The sequence below is a fragment of the Pseudogulbenkiania ferrooxidans 2002 genome, assembly GCF_000174355.1.
Lineage (GTDB): Bacteria > Pseudomonadota > Gammaproteobacteria > Burkholderiales > Chromobacteriaceae > Pseudogulbenkiania > Pseudogulbenkiania ferrooxidans.
In genome coordinates, this window is sequence record NZ_ACIS01000004.1 from 379,010 (window position 1) to 398,047 (window position 19,038).

Here is a 19,038-nt window from a genome sequence, read left to right on the forward strand (position 1 = left end):
GACTTCGACTTGGACAGTCAAGGGGGAGCAATGCAGCGAACTCAACGCGGGTTTACAATCATTTCCACCATGCTGCTGATGGTGTTCATCGGCGGCATCATCCTGCTCGGTTTCAAGGTGATCCCGGTCTACACTGAGTATTCTGCGGTCAAGCAGGCAGTGCGGGATGTGGCAGGTGAAACCTCGGCCAGCGAGTACCAGATTCGCAAGGATTTCAATACCAAAGCCGATGTGGCCGATATCAGTTCGATCCGCGGTCAGAATCTTGAGGTGGTTGCGGGCGCGGGTGTGGTGCATGTCCGTGCCGCCTATCGTCGCGAAGTTCCCTTGTTTGCCAATGTCGGGCTGATTTTTGACTTTGAAACCGAAGCGGGCAAAACCGATTCTTCCCAATGACCGTATCACAGACTGAAGTAAAGTTCGGCCGCCTGTCGGTGGCGTTGGGCTATCGTTTCACTCGGCCGGAACTGCTGCGCCAGGCATTGACGCACCGCAGTTTCGGCTCGCCCAATAACGAGCGTTTCGAATTCATCGGCGACAGCATTCTCAACTATACCGTGGCGCGCATGCTGTTCGACCGCTTCCCGAGCCTGAGCGAGGGCGAGCTGTCGCGCCTGCGTGCCAACCTGGTCAACCAGAGTTCGCTGGCCGAGATCGCCCTGGGGCTGGGCCTGGGCGATTACCTCTACCTGGGCGAAGGTGAACTGAAGAGCGGCGGATTCAACCGCCCCTCGATTCTGGCCGATGCCCTGGAAGCGACCTTCGCCGCCGTCAGCTTCGACACCGACTTTGCCGCGGCCGAGAACGTGGTGCGCCGCCTGTACGAGCAACGGGTGGCCGCGATCGATCCGACCAAGCACGCCAAGGATGCCAAGACCCGGCTGCAGGAAGCCTTGCAGGCCAGAAAGCTGGCGCTGCCGAAATACCGTATCCTCTCCCAGAGTGGAGAGGCTCATGAACAATGGTTCAAGGTGGAGTGCGACCTCGGCGAGCTGGCGGTGATCGTCACCGGCGAGGGCGGCAGCCGCCGCGCCGCCGAACAGCAATCGGCCGAAGCCGCGCTGCAACACCTTGAACAGAAACTGCCTTCGGGCAAGAAACGCGCATGACAGACACTCCATTCCACTGCGGCTTCGTCGCCATCGTCGGTCGTCCCAACGTCGGCAAGTCGACGTTGATGAACCACCTGATCGGCCAGAAGGTTAGCATCACCTCGAAGAAGGCGCAGACCACGCGCCACCGCGTCAACGGCATCCATACCGAAGACACCGCCCAGTTCGTTTTCGTCGACACCCCGGGCTTCCAGACCTTCCACAAGGGCGCGCTCAACGAGGTGCTCAACCGCAGCGTGAAGGAAACGCTGTCGGACGTGGACTGCGTGCTGTTCGTGATCGAAGCCATGCGCTGGACCGGTGCCGACAAGGAACTGTTGCCGCTCTTGCCCAAGCACACCCCGGTGATGCTGGTGATCAACAAGCTCGACAAGGCCAAGGACAAACAGGCGCTGATGGAATTCATCGAGACGGTGAAGGCCGACTTTGCCTTCGCCGACGTCGAGGTGGTTAGCGCCAAGCATGGTCAGCGTCTGGCCGAACTGCTCGACAAGGTGCGCCCGCGCCTGCCGGAATCGATGCCGCTCTACCCCGAGGACATGGTCACCGACAAGAGCGAACGCTTCCTCGCCGCCGAGATCGTGCGCGAGAAGCTGTTCCGTTACCTGGGCGAAGAACTGCCATATTCGATGAACGTGGAAGTCGAGCAATTCGAACTCGACGGCGCCTTGCGCCGCATCCACATCGCCGTGCTGGTCGACAAGGAAGGCCAGAAAGGCATTCTGATCGGCAAGGGCGGTGAAAAGCTGAAGAAGATTTCGACCGAAGCCCGCCTCGACATGGAAAAGCTGTTCGACGGCAAGGTTTACCTGGAGGTGTGGGTCAAGGTCAAGAGCGGTTGGGCCGACGACGTGCGCTTCCTCAAGGAATTCGGTCTTCACTGATCATGCCGGATTCTCTGCCGCTCCCGCCGTATTGGACCGTGATCTTTTCCTCGCAGCGTAGCGAGGCCGAGCAGGGCTACGCCGAGATGGCCGAGCGCATGTTGCGGCTGGCCCGGGTGCAGCCCGGCTTTCTCGGCATGGAAAGCGCGCGGGACGAAAACGGTTTCGGCATTACCGTGTCTTATTGGGATAGCGTGGAGGCGATTGCCGCCTGGCGTCATCATGCGGAACACATGGTGGCGCAGCGCCTTGGGCGTGAGGTGTGGTATCAGGCCTTTTCGCTGAAGGTGGCCCGCGTCGAGCGGGCGCACGATTTCCCGAATCCGACGTCGCATGAGCCAGGGCCGGGTTGACCGCCAGCCGGCCTACGTGCTGCATGCCCAGCCGTACCGGGAAACCAGCCTGCTGCTCGATGTCCTGACGCGCGAGCACGGACGCATCGCGCTGGTGGCGCGTGGCGCGCGCCGGCCCCGGTCCGACCTGCGGGGCGTGCTGTTGCCGTTCCAGCCGCTGCTCCTGGCCTGGTTTGGCAAGAGCGAAGTGCGCACTTTGCACACCGCCGATTGGCAGGGCGGCGTGCCGCAACTGTCGGGCTTGCCGCTGGTGTGCGGGTTTTATCTCAATGAATTGTTGATCAAGCTGACGGCGCGCGACGACCCGCACCCGGAAACCTTCGGCGTCTACGCCGAGGCGGTGCGTGGGCTGGCGTCGGGCGGCTTACTGTCGTCGGTGTTGCGGCGCTTCGAGCTGGGCCTGGTGCGCACGCTGGGCTACGCGCCTGCTTTCGATGTCGACAGCAACGGGCGCGAAGTGGAGCCCGACGTGCCCTACCTGTGCGGGCCCGAGCAGGCGCTACAGCGTTGGCAGGGCGGGCCGGTGCCGGCGCAGCAGCAGGTGATCGAGGGCCGGATTCTGCTGGCGATGGCCGGCGGCGATTTTTCCGAGCTCGCCACGCGGCGCGAGGCGCGCCGTCTGATGAGACTTTTTCTGGGGCAGCTTCTGGGGGCGCAGTCATTGGCGACCCGCGAGCTGCTGCAATCAATCAGTGCCCTCGGCGACTGATTCCAACGGTATTGGAAACGAGAACGCGAGGACCCGCGAGTGGGGCAGCGGAGGGCGCCGGCTCTCGGCAAGCGGTTGCGAGCGGCTTTCCGCAGGCCAATCGAGTGCTGGGCTAATTCAAGGATTGGCCACGCTGAGCTGGACCCGCGCGCCGTGCGCGACATGTCGCGGACACGCGATCGTTTCTAACCTGAATGGAATGAGACCGACCGGGGCGATGGAGTGAGATGATGATTCTGTTGGGCGTGAATATCGACCATGTGGCCACCCTGCGCCAGGCGCGTGGCACCCGTTACCCGAGTCCGATCGAAGCGGCGCTGGTTGCCGAGACAGCCGGTGCCGACCTGATTACCCTGCATCTGCGCGAAGACCGTCGCCACATCCAGGACGCCGACGTGGTGGCGATGCGCCAGGTGATCAAGACGCGCATGAACCTGGAGATGGCGCTGACCGAGGAAATGTTGGCCAATGCGCTGGCAGTCAAACCGGAGGATGTCTGCCTGGTGCCGGAAAAGCGCGAGGAGATCACCACCGAGGGCGGCCTCGACGTGATCCGTCATTTCGACCAAGTGCGTGACTATACCCTGGCCCTCACCGAGGCCGGCATTCGCGTTTCGCTGTTCATCGACCCGGACAACCAGCAGATCGAAGCGGCCCGCGACGCCGGTGCTCGCGTCATCGAACTGCACACCGGTGCCTACGCCGACGCCGTGCATCAGGCCGAACGCGAGCGTGAACTGGCGCGCGTGCGCGAGGCGGCGGTGTTCGCCGCGCACCTGGACTTCGTGGTCAACGCCGGCCATGGCCTGTCGTATCACAACGTGAAGTCGGTGGCGGCGATTGCCGAAATCGCCGAACTCAATATCGGTCACGCCATCGTCAGCCAGGCGCTGTTCGTCGGCTTCCCCGAGGCGGTGCGTTCGATGAAAGCGCTGATGATCGAAGGTCGGCGCGACGCCTACCAATAAGCGATCACTGTCATGATCTACGGCATCGGCACCGACATCGTCGCCGTGGCGCGCATGCAGGCCCTGCTCGATCGCTGGGGCAGCAAGGCCGGGCGGCGCATCCTGGCGCCGTCGGAGTGGGCGGCGTTTGCCGCCAGCAGCGATCCGGCGCGCTTGTTGGCCAAGCGTTTCGCGGTCAAGGAGGCGGTGTCGAAAGCCCTGGGCACCGGCATCCGCGCGCCGGTGCTGCTCACCGCCATCGCCGTCGATCACGACGCTCTGGGCAAGCCCTTGCTGGTATTCAGCCCGCCGCTGCAGCAGTTCGCCGAAAGCCGCGGCGTGGTCAGCAGCCATCTCTCCATCAGCGACGAGCGCGACCATGCGCTCGCCTTTGTCGTGCTGGAGGGGGTGCCTTCGGCCAACCCTCCCGCCATTTTGCAGGCCTGATTCCTATGTACAGCACTGTATCCCTCCCGCGTGGCCCCATGATGGTGGACGTGGCGGGTTTTTCCTTGACCGATGCCGAGCGCGTGCGGCTTCGCCATCCTCTGGTCGGCGGGGTGATCCTGTTTCGGCGCAATTTCGAGAACATCGAACAGCTCAAGGCGCTGACCGCTGAGATCCGCGCGCTGCGCTCCCCTCATTTGCTGATCGCGGTGGATCATGAGGGGGGGCGGGTGCAGCGCTTCCTCGATGGTTTCACGCGCCTGCCGCCGATGCGCGTGCTGGGCGAGGCCTGGCAGCGCGATCCGCAAGAAGCCGAAAGCCTGGCCGAAACCGTCGGTTACGTGCTGGCGGCGGAACTGCGCGCCTGCGGCGTCGACCTGTCGTTCACCCCGGTACTGGACCTCGACTGGGGGCGTTGCGCCGTGATCGGCAACCGCAGCTTCAGCCGCGACCCCGAGGTGGTGTCGGCGCTGGCGCTGGCGCTGCAGCGAGGCCTCCAGCGCGGCGGCATGGCGACCTGCGGCAAGCACTTCCCAGGCCATGGCTATGTCGAGGGCGACAGCCATCACGTCATCCCGGTCGACGAGCGCAGCCTGGACGAGCTGATGGCCGACGACATCAAACCCTTCGTGCGTCTTTCCGCTGCCGGCCTCACCTCGGTGATGCCGGCGCACGTGGTATACCCGCAGGTGGACGACCAGCCGGCCGGTTTCTCGCGTATCTGGCTGCAGGACATCCTGCGCCAGCAGGTGAAGTTCGACGGGGTGATCTTCTCCGACGACCTGTGCATGGAAGGTGCGGCTGGGGCCGGCGGCATCGCCGAGCGTGCCCGCGCCGCCTTTGCCGCCGGCTGCGACATGGCCCTGGTGTGCAACCGCCCGGATCTGGCCGACGAACTGCTGGCGGCCTTGGCTGATCCGGCCATCGCCGGATTGGCGGAGCGGCTGGCGCGCATGGAAGGACAGGGCGAGCAGACCGAGTGGGAAAAGGCTCTGGATAGCGCCGATTTCGCCGCCGCCCGCGCCACCGTGGCGCGACTGGCGATGCCGCCGGATGCGCTGAAGGGGCCCGCGGTGGGCGAGGCCAGCTGAGCCTATCTCATTAGACGGCTGCGCCTGCGCATCTTGAGTGCCAGCGGACTGCGTGCGAACTCTCGCTCAGAGATTCGCTCAGCGATGTGGAATCCTCATGTACGCCGTGTACATTCCGGTTCCTGTGCTCCGGTGGCACTCAACCTGCTTTGGCTCGCTCGCCTACTGAAACAGGCTGCTGGAGGTTTGTTTTTGATGCGGGTTCAGGGTTTCCACAGTTTTGCCAGGAAGCCGGGGCGCACCCCGGCCTGGCTGAGCGGCACCGCCTCGACGATGTGGTAGCCGGGGTTGCGCGTCTCGCGCCGCAGCGGCTCGGCGTAGGGCGGGCCGTCTGCCTTGCGTAGCGCCGCCACGCGGGGTTCGTTGGCTTTCTCGCGGCGGTGGGTGACCATGGCGATTTCGCCGTTGGCCAAGCGTACGCAGCTGCCCGGCGGGTAGATGCCGATCTCCTTGATCAGCAGCGCGGTGTATTGTGGGTCGAATTCCCCATAGCCGCCCTGGAACAGCTTGGCCATGATGCGAGCAGCGGGCTCGGTCGCATGGCCGGACAAGGGGGAGAGTCGGCTGGTCAGCACGTCGGCCAGGTGCAGCAGGTGGGCCAGCGCGTCGATATCGTGACGGTTCAGTCCATGTGGATAGCCCGAGCCGTTCCACTCCTCGTGGTGCTGCTGTACCAGGGTGTGCCACAGCTCATCGGCTATGCCGGCCTCGCGCAGGATGGCCGAGCTCAGCAGCGGATGGGCGAACAGGGCCTCGCGTTGCTGTTGCGTGGCTGGGGTGTCTTGGGCGGACATCTGGTTGAGCAGGCCGGTGACCGCGATGTTCATGGTCAGCGCCGCCCCGATCAGGCTGTGGTGGACCTGTTCGGCAAGGCCCAGGCGGCGCGCCAGTACCGCCAGCAGTGCGGCGGTGTGCAGGGCATGGCCGCTGCCGTGATCGCGCGGCGGGACCAGCAGGGTAGCGGCCAGCAGGGCGTCCGCCTGGCTGGCAGCCAGTTCGTGGAGACGCCGGACAACGCTGTGCAGGCTGTCGGCCAGCCCGGCAACCGCCAGTCCGTGCGTCAGCAGTCCCTGTGCCCGCTGTCCGAGGAATTCCATTTCCAGCAGGGGGTTGGCCGGGCGCTGCGCCTCTTCCTGCCTGCGCAGCGCTTCGGCACGTTCGCGTTTCTCCCGCTCCAGCCGCGCCTCGATCGCGTCCTTGTCGCCCACGCCGACGTTGAGCAGCTTGTCGCGTTGCTCGGCGCTCAGGACGTAATGGCCTTTCTTCAGCAGCAAAAGGCCGTTGTTGGCGTAGACGTCGACCGGCAATTCCTGCCCCACCCTGAGTCGCAGGGGGTGCAGTTTGGACTTGTTGTCGGGAAGATCGCTCATGGTTGGAAGTCACGCATTGGCTGATCGCCATTGTAGCCTGCCCCCAGGCCGCCGGCGCGGTGAATAATGACGGCCTAGTGCTTGCGTTTTTTCCACAGTGCGGAGAGGTACTGTGGGCGGATGCCGGCCTGGCTCAGCGGGATCATGCCGACTATCTGGTATTCCTTGAGGCGAGTCTCGCGCAGCAGCGGCCCGCCGTAGGCGGCACCATCCTCGCGGCGCAGCGCGGCGACCAGCGGTTGGTCGGCGCGCTCACGCCGGGCCACCACCACGCCGAGTTCGTGGTTGGCCAGGCGCACGAAGCTGCCCGGTGGGTAGACGCCCATTTCCTTCACCAGCAGCGTGACGTACTGGCTGTCGACTTGCTGGTCGCGGTTCTTGAACAGCTGGGCCAGCGCGTTCTGCGGCAGGATGGCCTTGCGGTAGCTGCGCGGCACCAGCTTGGCGGCGGAAATGTCGGCCAGATGCAGCAGGTGGGCCAGCGGGTGGATGTCGGTGCGCTCCAGTCGTTCCGGGTAGCCGGAACTGTCCCATTCCTCGTGGTGCTGTTGCACCAGGGTATGCCACAGTTCGTCGGTGACGCCGCATTCGCGCAGGATCGCCGAGCTGAGCAGGGGGTGCCCGGCGACGTCTTCCTGCTGTTCCGGGGTCAGCGGGGTGGCCTGGCTGTACAGCTCGTCCATCAGCGGGGCGATGGAGAGGTTCATGGTGAGCGCGGCGGCGATCAGGATCAATCGGGCATCCGCCGGCGTGTCCAGGCGCTTGGAGATCAGCGCGGCGAGGATGGCGGTGTGGATGCTGTGCGCGGCGGTGTAGCGCTGGATCGGCAGCAGCAGCATCGACGCCAAGAGGCCGTCCGGCACCTTGTCACACAGGCCGAGCAGACGTTCGGCCAGTTCGCGCAGCTTGAGTTCGAACATCGGCTCGGACAGCGCGCAGTTGAGCAGGTAGTCGAGCGACGGGGTGATGTGGTGCACCTCCTCGAACGGTTCGATCAGCTCGGCCGGGACGTCGGCGCGCTTGGCGGTGGGGTCCGGTTTGTTCTGCTGGGCGCGCTGGCTGGCTTCGAGCGAGCTGTGGGCCAGCAGGCGCTCCTTCTGCTTGTCGGTGAGGACGTAGTGGCCCTTGCCGAGCAGCAGGAAGCCGCTCTTGGTATAGAGGTTGATGGGCAGTGCTTCCCCGACCTTGATGAGGCTGTCCAGCGGGTTTTTTCCTGAAGGCGATGCCATGCTGTTTTTGATTCTCCTTGGCACTTTACAAGTGTAGGCCCGGCAAACAAGGTGGGGGACTTATTTACCCGAAATGGATTCCCATTCTTTCATTAAACGCTTGAGCGAAACAGGGTAAGGCGTTTTCAGCTCCTGAGCAAACAGGCTGACGCGCAACTCCTCGATTTTCCAGCGGAACTCGGCGAGCGCCGGGGTTGCCTCGCCCTTGTCTTCGGCTTCGGCCAGGCGGGTTTCCCACAGCGTCCAGAGCTGGCGGATCTCGGCGGCACGCTGGCCGTCGCGCTGAGCGTTGGCCACCTGCTTGTCCATGCGCAGGCTCATCGCCTTCAGGTAGCGCGGCAGGTGGGGCAGCTGGCTCCACGGCGTGGCGGAGAGGAAGCCCTTGTAGACCAGGCGGCCGAGTTGTTCGGTCAGTTCGCGACCGAGTTTGTGTTTGGCGAGCTTGGGTTGCAGCGCCTGGTATTCGCCGGCGATCTGGTTGAGGTAGGCGGTCACCGCCTGGATCACCGCCGGCAGCCGGGTGCGCGCGCGTGCCTTCTGGTCGTTGAAGGCTTTCTCGGTGCGCGGCGGCTCGTCGTCGCCGATGAAGGCGCGGTCGCAGATGCAGGCGATGGCGTCGGCCAGCAGGTCGTCGATGTTGGCCACGCCCCGCAATTGCAGGCCGAGCTGGGTCATGCCGGGCAGGCCCTTGCCGAGCTGCTTCATCTGCTCCTTGAGCTGCAGCTGCAGCAGCCGCACCACGCCCTGGCGGTGGGCGCGCTGGGCGGCGTATTCGGTGTCGTAGAGGCGGATCGCCACCTTGTCGGTTTCCAGCGTCAGTGCCGGGTAGCCGGTGAGCTGCTGGCGGCCGCGGGCGAACTGGATCGCCGCCGGCAGTTCGCCGAAGTCCCAGCTGGTGACGTCGTCGCGCTCGAACTCGGCCGAGGTGTCGCGGAAGGTGAGCTGCGCGGCCTGGCCGAACTGCTTCTGCAGGGCGAGCAGGTCGCGGCCGAGGCCGATTTCCTGCTTGCCGTCGTCGATGACGCGGAAGTTGAACAGCAGGTGCGCGGGCAGCGTGGCGAGGTCGAAGTCGTCCACGGCCACTTTCACGCCGCCGGTTTCGCGCAGGATGAAGCGCGCCAGCTGCGGGGCGATCGGCTGCGTGGTGTCGGGGTTGGCCGAAAGGAAGCGCGTGACGAAATCCGGTACCGGCACACAGGTGCGGCGCACCTGCTTGGGCAGGCTCTTGATCATCAGCTGCAGCTTTTCGCGGATCATGCCGGGCACCAGCCATTCGAACGGCGCCGGCTCGAGCCGGTTGAGGATGGCGAGCGGCACGTCCACAGTGACGCCGTCGAGCGGGTGGTTGGGTTCGAAGCGGTACTTCAGGCGCAGCTTGCCGTCTTCGTGCTCGAGCCATTCCGGGAACTGGTTGACGGTGACGTGCTGGGCGGCGTGGCGCATCAGCTCTTCGCGCGTCAGGAACAGCCGCTTGGGGTCGGCCTGCTCGGCCTCTTTGCGCCAGGCTTCGAAGCTGGCGGCGTCGACCACGTGCGCCGGGATGCGCTCGGCGTAGAAGGCGAACAGCGCGTCTTCGTCCACCAGCACGTCCTGGCGCCGCGCCTTGTGTTCGAGCTGCTCGACTTCGCGGATGAGCTGCTGGTTGCGCTGGAACCAAGGGGCGTTGCTGGCATACTCCATCGCCACCAGCGCGCCGCGGATGAACAGTTCGCGCGCTTCCTCGGGCGCGATGCGGCCGTAGCTGACCGGGCGGCGCGGCACCAGGGTCAGGCCGTAGAGCGTGACGCGCTCGCTCGCCACCACTTCACCGCGGGTTTTTTCCCAGTGCGGGTCGAAGTAGTGGTACTTGATCAGGTGCGGGGCGAGTTTTTCCACCCACTCCGGCTCGACCTTGCCGACGCAGCGGGCGTAGAGCTTGGTGGTTTCCACCAGTTCGGCCGCCACCAGCCACTTCGGCTTGGCCTTCTTCAGGCCGGAGCCGGGGAAGACGTGGAAATGCACGCCGCGCGTGCCGAGGTAGTCGTCGCTCTCCTGCGATTTCATGCCGAGGTTGCCGATCAGGCCGGTGAGCAGCGCCTGGTGCAGGCGCTCGTAGGCCACGGCGTCGAGCTGCTGGCGCTTCTTGACGCTAAGCTGCTCGAGGTTGGCCGAAGGCTCGGCGTCGGCGTGCGCCTCATGGCGCTGGATCAGCCCCATCTCGGCGGCGATTTCGGCCAGCTGGCCGTGCAGTTCGCGCCATTCGCGCATCCTGAGATAGGACAGGAAATGCTCGTGGCACAGGTTGATGAGCTGGCGGTTGGACTTCTTGTGCTTGAGCGCGTCCTGGAAGAAATCCCACAGGTGCAGGAAGGACAGGAAGTCCGATTTTTCGTCGGCGAATTTCTGCTGCGCCCGCTCGGCCGCCTCGCGCGCCTCGAACGGCCGCTCGCGCGGATCCTGGATGGAGAGCGCGGCGGCGATGATCAGCACCTCGCGCACGCAGCCGAGATCGCGCGCGGCGAGCAGCATGCGGCCGATCTTGGGGTCGATCGGCAGCCGCGCCAGTTCCTTGCCGACCGGGGTCAGCTCGCTCTTCTCATCCACCGCACCCAGTTCGGTCAGCACCTGGTAGCCGTCGGCGATCAGGCGCGACGACGGCGCCTCGAGGAAGGGGAAGTCGTCGACGCGGCCGAGGCGCAGCGCCGCCATGCGCAGGATCACGGCGGCGAGGTTGGAGCGCACGATTTCCGGGTCGGTGAATGCCGGGCGGGCGTTGAAGTCGTCCTCGCCGTAGAGGCGCACGCAGACGCCGGCCTCGACCCGGCCGCAACGGCCGGCACGCTGGCGCGCGGCTGCCTGGGAAATCTTTTCCACCTGCAGTTGCTCGACCTTGGCGCGTGGCGAGTAGCGGTTGAGGCGGGCGAGGCCGGTGTCGATCACGTACTTGATGCCGGGCACGGTGAGCGAGGTTTCCGCCACGTTGGTGGCGAGCACGATGCGCCGTCCGCCCGACGGCTTGAAGATCTTCTGCTGGTCTTCGTTGGAGAGGCGGGCGAACAGCGGCAGGATCTCGTAGCCGCGGATGCCGGACTTGCGCAGCTTCTCCGCCGTGTCACGAATCTCGCGCTCGCCGGGCAGGAACACCAGCATGTCGCCCGGGCCGTGGCGCGAGATTTCGTCCACCGCATCGACGATGGCGTCTTCCATTTCCACTTCACGCTCGTCCTCGTCGCGCTCCTTGAGCGGGCGGTAGCGCACCTCCACCGGGAAGGTGCGGCCGGAGACCTCGATCACCGGGGCGCCGTCGAAGTGGCGAGCGAAGCGCTCGGCGTCGATGGTGGCCGAGGTGACGATGACCTTCAGATCCGGCCGGCGCGGCAGCATCTGCTTGAGGTAGCCCAGCAGGAAGTCGATGTTGAGGCTGCGCTCGTGCGCCTCGTCGATGATGATGGTGTCGTAGGCTTCGAGGTAGCGGTCGGTCTGGGTTTCCGCCAGCAGGATGCCGTCGGTCATCAGCTTGATGACGGATTTGTCCGAGAGCTTGTCGGTGAAGCGCACCTTGAAGCCGACGTGGGCGCCCAGTTCGCTGCCTAATTCCTGCGCGATGCGTGTCGCCACCGAGCGTGCGGCGAGCCGGCGCGGCTGGGTGTGGCCGATCAGCCCGTACACGCCGCGTCCCAGTTCCAGGCAGATCTTGGGAATCTGCGTGGTCTTGCCCGAGCCGGTTTCGCCGCAGATGATCACCACCTGGTGTTTGGCGATGGCGGCGCGGATTTCCTCGCGCTTCTGGTTGACCGGCAGCGCGAGGTCGAATTCCGGCTTGGGCAGGTTGGCCGAACGCGCTTCAGCGCGGCCCTGCGAGCGGGCTATCTGCTGCGCCACGTCGGCCAGCAGCTTGTCGGTCGGCTGCTGTTTCTTCAGCCGTTGTTCGACGTCGGCCAGCTTGCGTTTCAGACCGTGACGGTCGCGGATCAGGCAGGAGGGCAGAGCGGCCTTCAGTTCGGCCAGCGGGCGGGTGGTGGTCATGCGTAAAGAACGGCGAAAACGGGAAAGCGCCGAGTATAGCAGAGGCGGGGGTGGGGCAGACGCCGCGCGCGGGCCGGAAAGCGCCCGCCCGCGCAGCGGACGCGGGCAGGCGACCCGGGGCCGCTCTAATCTGGCTGCGCCGCCGGCACCAGTGCCTGGCACACCGTGGTCTCGTCGAGCTCCGCCGAGCACAGCTCGATGAAGCGGTAGGCGTAGCTCCTCAGGTAATGGCCGCGGCGCACGGCGATGCGCGAGGTCTGGTGGCCGAACAGCGGCACCGAGTCCACTTCGGCCACGCCTTGGTCGCGCTGCGCGTCGACCGCCATCGAGGCGACGATGCCCACCCCCATTTCCAGCTCGACGTAGGTCTTGATCACGTCGGCGTCGAGTGCCGCCATCACCACGTCCGGCACCAGCCCGGCCTCGGCGAAGGCGCGGTCGATCTGGGCGCGGCCGGTGAAGCCTTCGTGGTAGGTGACCAGCGGGTAGTCGGCCAGCGCCTCCAGCGTCAGCGGCTTGACGCCGTGCAGCGGGTGGCCCGGCGGCGCGATCACGGTGTGGTGCCAGCGGTAGTAGGGGAAGGACACCAGTTCCGGCACCGCCGAGATGGCCTCGGTGGCGATGCCAATGTCGGCCTGGCCGTCCAGCAGCAACCGCACCAGTTCGTCCGGACTCGCCTGCAGCAGCACCAGGTGTACCTTGGGGAACGCCTGCTTGAACGCCGTCACCACCTTGGGCAGGGCGTAGCGCGCCTGGGTGTGGGTGGTGGCGATGGTGAGCTGGCCCTGGTCGCGCTGGCTGAACTGTTCGGCCAACCTTTTGACGTTGCCGGCGTCGAGCAGCATGCGCTCGACGATGGTCAGGAGTTCCTTGCCGGGATCGGTCAGGCCGAGGAAGCGCTTGCCCTTGCGCACGAACAGCTCGACGCCCAACTCGTCCTCCAGGTCCTTGATGTGCTTGCTGACGCCCGATTGCGAGGTGAACAGCGCGTTGGCGACCTCGGTGAGGTTGAAATTCTGCCGTACCGTCTCGCGGATGATGCGCAGTTGCTGAAAGTTCATGCTCGTCCTGCCGTTTCGTTGTGGGTGAACACCCGCAAGGCGCGTGGCTGCAGGCGCACCTGCTGGCCGGCGGTGAAGGTCTGGGCGTGCCAGGTCTCGTACGGGAGTTCGACGTCGTAGTGCTGGCCGTCCTGGCTGCCGCTGCCTTCCAGTTCGACGCGGGTAAGCGCGCCAACGCTGAGCACGCGGGTGATGCGCGCAGGGATGCCGGCATCCTGTTGCTCCAGGCGAATTTCCAGTTCGTGCGGGCGCACGAAGGCGACCACCTCGCTGTCCTCGCCGGCATGGTCGGCCTGGGCCGCCAGGCGCGTGCCGCCGACATCGATGCCGCCTGCCGTGCGGCGCCCCTCGAAGCGGTTGGCCGAACCCAAAAAGCCGTAGACGAAAGAGGTGGCCGGGTGGCGATAGACCTCGTCCGGCGTGCCGATCTGTTCCACCATGCCGTGGTTCATCAGCACCACGCGGTCGGCCACCTCCAGTGCTTCTTCCTGGTCGTGCGTGACAAAAATCGAGGTGATGTGCAGCTCGTCATGCAGGCGGCGCAGCCAGCGGCGCAGTTCCTTGCGCACCTTGGCGTCGAGCGCGCCGAACGGCTCGTCCAGCAGCAGCACGCGCGGCTCCACCGCCAGGGCGCGGGCGAGCGCGATGCGCTGGCGCTGGCCGCCGGAGAGCTGGGCCGGGAAGCGGTCGGCCAGCCAGTCGAGCTGCACCAGTTGCAACAGTTCGTGCACCTTGCGCTTGATCTCGGCTTCGGACGGGCGCTCCTGGCGCGGCTTCATGCGCAGGCCGAAGGCGACGTTGTCGAACACCGTCATGTGGCGGAACAGCGCGTAGTGCTGGAACACGAAGCCGACCTGGCGTTCGCGCACGTGGGTGTCCGAGGCGTCCTCACCGTCCAGCAGCACCTTGCCGGAATCGGCCTGTTCCAGCCCGGCGATGACACGTAGCAGGGTGGTCTTGCCGCAGCCGGATGGACCCAGCAGGGCGACCAACTCGCCGCTGGGAAAATCGAGGCTGAGGTCGTCCAGCGCGACGAAGTGGCCGAAGGCCTTGTGGATGTTCTGTACCTGGATGCTCATATTGCCCTCCTTAGCCACGCCTTGGCGGGCTAACAAAAATCAGTGCCACGGCTCCTGCCGGGTGCGCCATCCAGAAGGCGACGCAACAACGCAGGAGGCCAGCTTGTCAGTCGCGCCGAGCGCGCCATTCCACCCAGCTTTTCACCACCAGGGTCAAGAGCGCCAGCATGGCCAGCAGCGAGCCACGGCGAAGGCGGCGGCGAAGTTGTACTCGTTGTAAAGAATCTCGACGTGCAAGGGCAGGGTATTGGTCTCGCCGCGGATGTGCCCGGACACCACCGACACCGCGCCGAACTCGCCCATGGCGCGGGCGTTGCTCAGGATCACGCCGTACAGCAGCGCCCAGCGGATGTTGGGCAGCGTGACGTGCCAGAACACCTGCCAGCCGCGCGCGCCCAGCACCACCGCCGCTTCTTCTTCCTCGCGGCCTTGCGCCTGCATCAGCGGGATCAGCTCGCGGGCGATGAACGGCACGGTGACGAACACCGTCGCCAGCACGATGCCGGGGATGGCGAAGATGATCTTGATGTCGTGTTCGGACAGCCACGGCCCGAACCAGCCGTGGTTGCTGAACACCAGCACGTAGACCAGGCCTGCCACCACCGGCGACACCGAGAACGGCAGGTCGATCAGCGTGATCAGGAGCTGCTTGCCGCGGAATTCGAAGCGGGTGATCGCCCAGGCGGCCGCCACGCCGAACACCAGGTTGAGCGGCACCGAGATCGCCGCCGCGCTCAGCGTGAGCCAGATCGCCGAGCGGGCATCGGGCTCGGTCAGCGCCTCGAGATAGGTGCCCCAGCCCTTGGCCAGGGCCTCGACGAACACCACCGCGAGCGGCAGCAGCAGGAACACGGCGAAGAAGCCCAGTGCCGCCACCAGAATGCCGGCCTTGACCCAGGGGTTTTCACGGGTGGCCTGGCGGCTTTCCAGCAGCGCGGCGCGGTCGTGCTGGGCGTACAGATTGCTGACAGTTGCACTCATTACGCGCTCCTCCCGCTACGTTTCGCTTGCCACGCCTGCAGCCCGTTGATCGCCAACAGCAGCAGGAAGGACACCACCAGCATCACGCTGGCAATCGCCGTGGCGCCGCGGTAATCGTATTGTTCGAGCTTGCTGATGATCATCAGCGGGGTGATTTCCGACACCATCGGGATGTTGCCGGCGATGAAGATCACCGAGCCGTACTCGCCGACGGCGCGCGCGAAGGCCAGCGCGAAACCGGTCATCAACGCCGGCTGCAGTGCCGGCAGGATGACGTGGCGGAAGGTCTGCCAGCGGTGCGCGCCGAGGCTGGTGGCGGCTTCTTCCAGCTCGGTGTCGAGGTCTTCCAGCACCGGCTGCACCGTGCGCACCACGAAGGGCAGGCCGATGAACACAAGCGCCACCAGCACGCCGAGCGGGCCGAATGCCACCTTGATGCCCAGCGGCTCGAGATGGCGGCCGATCCAGCCGTTGCCGGCGTAGAGCGCGGTGAGCGCGATGCCGGCCACCGCGGTGGGCAAGGCGAACGGCAGGTCGACCAGGGCATCGACCAGCTTCTTGCCGGGAAAGCGGTAGCGCACCAGCGACCACGCCAACAGCAGGCCGAACACGCTGTTGATGGCGGCGGCCAGCAACGCCATGCCGAAGCTCAGGCGGTACGAGGCCAGCACGCGCGGCGCCGTGACGGTTTGCCAGAACGCGTCCAGCGGCATGGCGGCGGTCTTGATGAACACCGCCGCGAGCGGGATCAGCACGATCAGCGACAGGTAGCTGATGGTGTAGCCCAGTGACAGCGTGAACCCCGGCAAGACGCGCGGGAGGGTGGCGGACTTCATGCGCTACCTCCCTTGCTTGGTGAACGATTGGACATATGGCGGCTCCCCCTTAATAACCGAAACCAGCATATAAGCAGTTCCCTTATTCTAAAAATAAGGAATTCTTCGATGCTTATTCGAATTCCAGAAAAGGGAATCGGGCAGGTGCCGATAACCGGAATGCCTGTCGATAACAAAAAAAACACGCCGGTCGGACGACGCGGCGTGATGAAGTGGAGAACGGCTGAGCGGAGGCGGTGTCGGCTTAGCGGGCCTGGATCTGATCGAACACGCCGCCGTCGGCGAAGTGGGTCTTCTGCGCCTTGCTCCAGCCGCCAAACACCTGGTCGATGGTGAATAGCTTCACCTTGCTGAACTGGCTGGCGTACTTGGCGGCAATCCTGGCGTCGCGCGGACGGTAGTAGTTCTGCGCCGCCAGCTCCTGGCCCTCCGGGCTGTACAGGTACTGCAGGTAGGCCTCGGCCACCTTGCGCGTGCCGTGCTTGTCGACCACCTTGTCCACCACGCTGACCGGCGGCTCGGCCAGGATGGAGACCGAAGGCGTGACGATGTCGAACTTGTCCGGCCCCAGCTCCTTGGTGGAGAGGTAGGCCTCGTTTTCCCACGCCAGCAGCACGTCGCCGATGCCGCGCTGGGTGAAGGTGACGGTGGCGCCGCGCGCGCCGGAATCCAGCACCTTGACGTGCTGGTAGACCTTCTTGACGAAGTCCCTGGCCTTGGCGTCGTTGCCGCCCGGCTGCTTCAGTGCGTAACCCCACGCCGCCAGGTAGTTCCAGCGTGCGCCGCCGGAGGTTTTCGGGTTCGGCGTCACCACGTCCACGCCCGGCTTGATCAGGTCGTTCCAGTCGTGGATGCCTTTGGGGTTGCCCTTGCGCACCAGGAACACGATGGTCGAAGTGTACGGCGAGGCGTTGTTGGGCAGGCGTTTCTGCCAGTTCGGCGGGATCAGCTTGGCTTCGGTGTTCAAGGCGTCCACGTCGTAGCCCAGCGCCAGCGTCACCACGTCGGCCTCCAGACCGTCGATCACCGCGCGCGCCTGCTTGCCGGAGCCGCCGTGCGACTGCTTGACGCTGACGGCTTCACCGGTCTTGGCCTTCCAGTACTTGGCGAAGGCGGTGTTGAAGTCCTGGTACAGCTCGCGCGTCGGGTCGTAGGAGACGTTGAGCAGGGAGACGTCGGCCAGGGCCGGGGCGGCGGCGCCCAGCAGGGTGAGGGTGGAGGCCAGAACGGTGAAGGTGCGCAAGGACATGGGGCGGTTCCTGTTTCGGTTTGGAATGGTCACCACTGTAGCCACGCCGTTTTGTTTCCCGAACCAAGAAAAACGGCAAAGCAAATTCCTTGCGCTGATTTGGCGCCGCGCGGTTCAGGCGGCCTGGTGCTGGAACTGGCTGACGCTGGCGCCCAGCTCGTCGATCAGGCCGTCGAGGCGGTGGGTGGCGTCGGCGATGGTCTCGGTTTCCGCCGTCAGCGTGCGCGTGGCTTCGCCCATCGCCGTGATGGTGCCGGCGAACTGGACGAAGCCCTGGTTCTGGCTGGCCTCGGCGCTCGACACCTGCCGCAGCAGCCCGCCCAGGCGGTGGGTGTCGCCGATGATGCCGGCGAGCCTGTCCTGCGCCGCCAGGGCGTGGCTGCGTCCGGCCTGCATCTGGGTGTTGCCGTCGCGCATGGCGTCGACCGACTGGTTGGTGCCGTCGACGATGAGGCGGATCTTCTGCTCGATCTCGAGCGTGGCGCCCTGCGTTCTTTCGGCCAACTTGCGTACCTCGTCCGCCACCACGGCGAAGCCGCGTCCCGATTCGCCGGCGCGCGCCGCCTCGATCGCGGCGTTGAGCGCCAGCAGGTTGGTCTGCTCGGCGATGTCGCGGATCAGCTGCACGATGCCGCTCACCTCGGCGCTGCATTTTTCCAGCGCCTCGAGCTGGATGGCGGCATGCGAGATCACCTGGCCGGCCTGGTTGAGCTGCTCCACCGCCTGGTCCATGGCCTGCCCGCCCAGGCTGGCGGCCTGGCCGGCGTCCTCCGCCATGCGCGTGGCGCTGATCGACTGCTCGGTGTTTTCACCGGTGACCACCGCCATCTGCTGCGCCGACACCACCATGTCTTCGGTGCGCTGGCGCTGCTCGGCCATGGTGCGTGCCATCAGCGTGGTGCTGCTGGCGATCTCGCGGCTGGCCGAGGCGGCGGCGTGGATCGAGCGCCTCACCTGCTCCATCATCTGCTGCATGGCCTGGGTGGCGCGTTCGGCTTCGGTGCGCGCCGTCTCCAGTTTCTGGAAGCCCTGCGCCTTGGCCTTGTCGAAGGCCCAGGCCAGGCTCAGCACCACCAGCGACAGGCCGGCCAGCGACTTGGCCAGGAGCCTGGGATGCTCATCGGCGGGAATCGGCACCTCGGGCAGGGCGCCCGGATCGCTCTCGAGCAGCAGGAACAGGCCGATGGCGAGCAGCGTCAGCAGCGTCCACGCCACGCCCGAGCGCCGCCCGCCGACGAAGATCGCGGTGAACGGGATCGAGGCGTACCACACCACACTGGACGACAGGATGCCGCCGTTGACGTAGCCCATCCAGCCCACCAGCGCGAACATGCAGCCGATGGTGAACTCGGCGGTGAAGCGGATGGCGCCGGTGAGCTTGAGCAGCACCGGGCCCAGCAGCAGGCCGGCGCCGCCGGCCAGGAGACCCCAGGCCATGGCCGGGTGGTGCAGCTCGAAATAGGACAGCGCGAACACCGGCACGATCAGCCCGGCCAGCAGCCCGACGCTGATCACGGTGCGGGCGCGGATGGCCAGCTCGTGCGACTCGCGCACCCGATCCGGAATGAACCATTCGGTAATGTGGCGGATAGCCATGTTGAATCCTCCCGTTCCTCGATTGTTATGTCGTTGTTTGTTGTGTGTTTTTCGGGGCGTGCAAACGTAAAAAACCCGTTGCATCAATC

General features: G+C 65.7%; 16 protein-coding genes and 1 pseudogene. 8 read left to right on the forward strand and 9 right to left on the reverse strand.

Features of this window, described 5'->3' with window-relative positions:
• The first annotated feature begins 30 nt into the window (after nt 1-30).
• The 8 genes from FURADRAFT_RS09130 to nagZ all read left to right on the forward strand — a co-directional run bounded on the left by FURADRAFT_RS09130 (nt 31) and on the right by nagZ (nt 5,543).
• Nucleotides 31-396 (forward strand): DUF4845 domain-containing protein, encoded by a 366-nt coding sequence (locus FURADRAFT_RS09130; protein ID WP_008953850.1) that lies wholly within the window; start codon nt 31-33, stop codon nt 394-396.
• A complete protein-coding gene (gene rnc / locus FURADRAFT_RS09135) occupies nt 393-1,109 on the forward strand; it encodes a ribonuclease III (RefSeq protein ID WP_008953851.1) in 717 nt (238 codons plus the stop codon). The genes FURADRAFT_RS09130 and rnc overlap by 4 nt, the downstream gene beginning before the upstream one ends.
• Complete coding sequence (gene era, locus FURADRAFT_RS09140) at nt 1,106-1,996, forward strand: GTPase Era (RefSeq protein ID WP_008953852.1); 891 nt, start codon at nt 1,106-1,108, stop codon at nt 1,994-1,996. The genes rnc and era overlap by 4 nt, the downstream gene beginning before the upstream one ends.
• 2 nt (nt 1,997-1,998) lie before the next feature.
• Nucleotides 1,999-2,349, forward strand: a complete 351-nt coding sequence (locus tag FURADRAFT_RS09145; RefSeq protein WP_008953853.1) for an antibiotic biosynthesis monooxygenase family protein — start codon at nt 1,999-2,001, stop codon at nt 2,347-2,349.
• A complete protein-coding gene (gene recO / locus FURADRAFT_RS09150) occupies nt 2,330-3,058 on the forward strand; it encodes a DNA repair protein RecO (protein ID WP_008953854.1) in 729 nt (242 codons plus the stop codon). The genes FURADRAFT_RS09145 and recO overlap by 20 nt, the downstream gene beginning before the upstream one ends.
• Before the next feature lie 230 nt (nt 3,059-3,288).
• Nucleotides 3,289-4,026: a pyridoxine 5'-phosphate synthase gene (gene pdxJ, locus FURADRAFT_RS09155; protein WP_008953855.1), complete on the forward strand. Its 738-nt coding sequence runs from the start codon at nt 3,289-3,291 to the stop codon at nt 4,024-4,026.
• Nucleotides 4,027-4,038: 12 nt separating this feature from the next.
• Entirely contained in the window at nt 4,039-4,452 is a 414-nt protein-coding gene (gene acpS / locus FURADRAFT_RS09160) for a holo-ACP synthase (protein WP_008953856.1), read from the forward strand.
• A 5-nt stretch (nt 4,453-4,457) separates the two neighbouring features.
• On the forward strand, nt 4,458-5,543 hold the full coding sequence (gene nagZ / locus FURADRAFT_RS09165) for a beta-N-acetylhexosaminidase (protein WP_008953857.1): 1,086 nt from the start codon (nt 4,458-4,460) through the stop codon (nt 5,541-5,543).
• 203 nt (nt 5,544-5,746) lie between these two features.
• Here the strand turns inward: nagZ and FURADRAFT_RS09170 are convergent, their stop codons facing one another.
• The 9 genes and pseudogenes from FURADRAFT_RS09170 to FURADRAFT_RS09210 form a co-directional block, all read right to left on the reverse strand.
• Nucleotides 5,747-6,913 (reverse strand): HD-GYP domain-containing protein, encoded by a 1,167-nt coding sequence (locus FURADRAFT_RS09170; protein WP_008953858.1) that lies wholly within the window; start codon nt 6,911-6,913, stop codon nt 5,747-5,749.
• Between the two features lie 74 nt (nt 6,914-6,987).
• Entirely contained in the window at nt 6,988-8,142 is a 1,155-nt protein-coding gene (locus FURADRAFT_RS09175) for an HD-GYP domain-containing protein (RefSeq protein WP_008953859.1), read from the reverse strand.
• Nucleotides 8,143-8,202: 60 nt separating this feature from the next.
• On the reverse strand, nt 8,203-12,147 hold the full coding sequence (gene hrpA / locus FURADRAFT_RS09180; RefSeq protein ID WP_008953860.1) for an ATP-dependent RNA helicase HrpA: 3,945 nt from the start codon (nt 12,145-12,147) through the stop codon (nt 8,203-8,205).
• 125 nt (nt 12,148-12,272) lie between these two features.
• Nucleotides 12,273-13,208: a CysB family HTH-type transcriptional regulator gene (locus FURADRAFT_RS09185; RefSeq protein ID WP_008953861.1), complete on the reverse strand. Its 936-nt coding sequence runs from the start codon at nt 13,206-13,208 to the stop codon at nt 12,273-12,275.
• Nucleotides 13,205-14,287 (reverse strand): sulfate/molybdate ABC transporter ATP-binding protein, encoded by a 1,083-nt coding sequence (locus FURADRAFT_RS09190; protein ID WP_008953862.1) that lies wholly within the window; start codon nt 14,285-14,287, stop codon nt 13,205-13,207. The genes FURADRAFT_RS09185 and FURADRAFT_RS09190 overlap by 4 nt, the downstream gene beginning before the upstream one ends.
• A 106-nt stretch (nt 14,288-14,393) precedes the next feature.
• Nucleotides 14,394-15,268, reverse strand: a pseudogene (cysW, locus tag FURADRAFT_RS09195) (sulfate ABC transporter permease subunit CysW).
• Entirely contained in the window at nt 15,268-16,104 is an 837-nt protein-coding gene (gene cysT, locus FURADRAFT_RS09200) for a sulfate ABC transporter permease subunit CysT (RefSeq protein ID WP_008953864.1), read from the reverse strand. Before cysT ends, cysW begins: the two are co-directional and overlap by 1 nt.
• 244 nt (nt 16,105-16,348) lie before the next feature.
• Nucleotides 16,349-17,353: a sulfate ABC transporter substrate-binding protein gene (locus tag FURADRAFT_RS09205; protein WP_008953865.1), complete on the reverse strand. Its 1,005-nt coding sequence runs from the start codon at nt 17,351-17,353 to the stop codon at nt 16,349-16,351.
• Nucleotides 17,354-17,467: 114 nt separating this feature from the next.
• Nucleotides 17,468-18,949: a methyl-accepting chemotaxis protein gene (locus tag FURADRAFT_RS09210; protein WP_008953866.1), complete on the reverse strand. Its 1,482-nt coding sequence runs from the start codon at nt 18,947-18,949 to the stop codon at nt 17,468-17,470.
• Nucleotides 18,950-19,038: the final 89 nt, after the last annotated feature.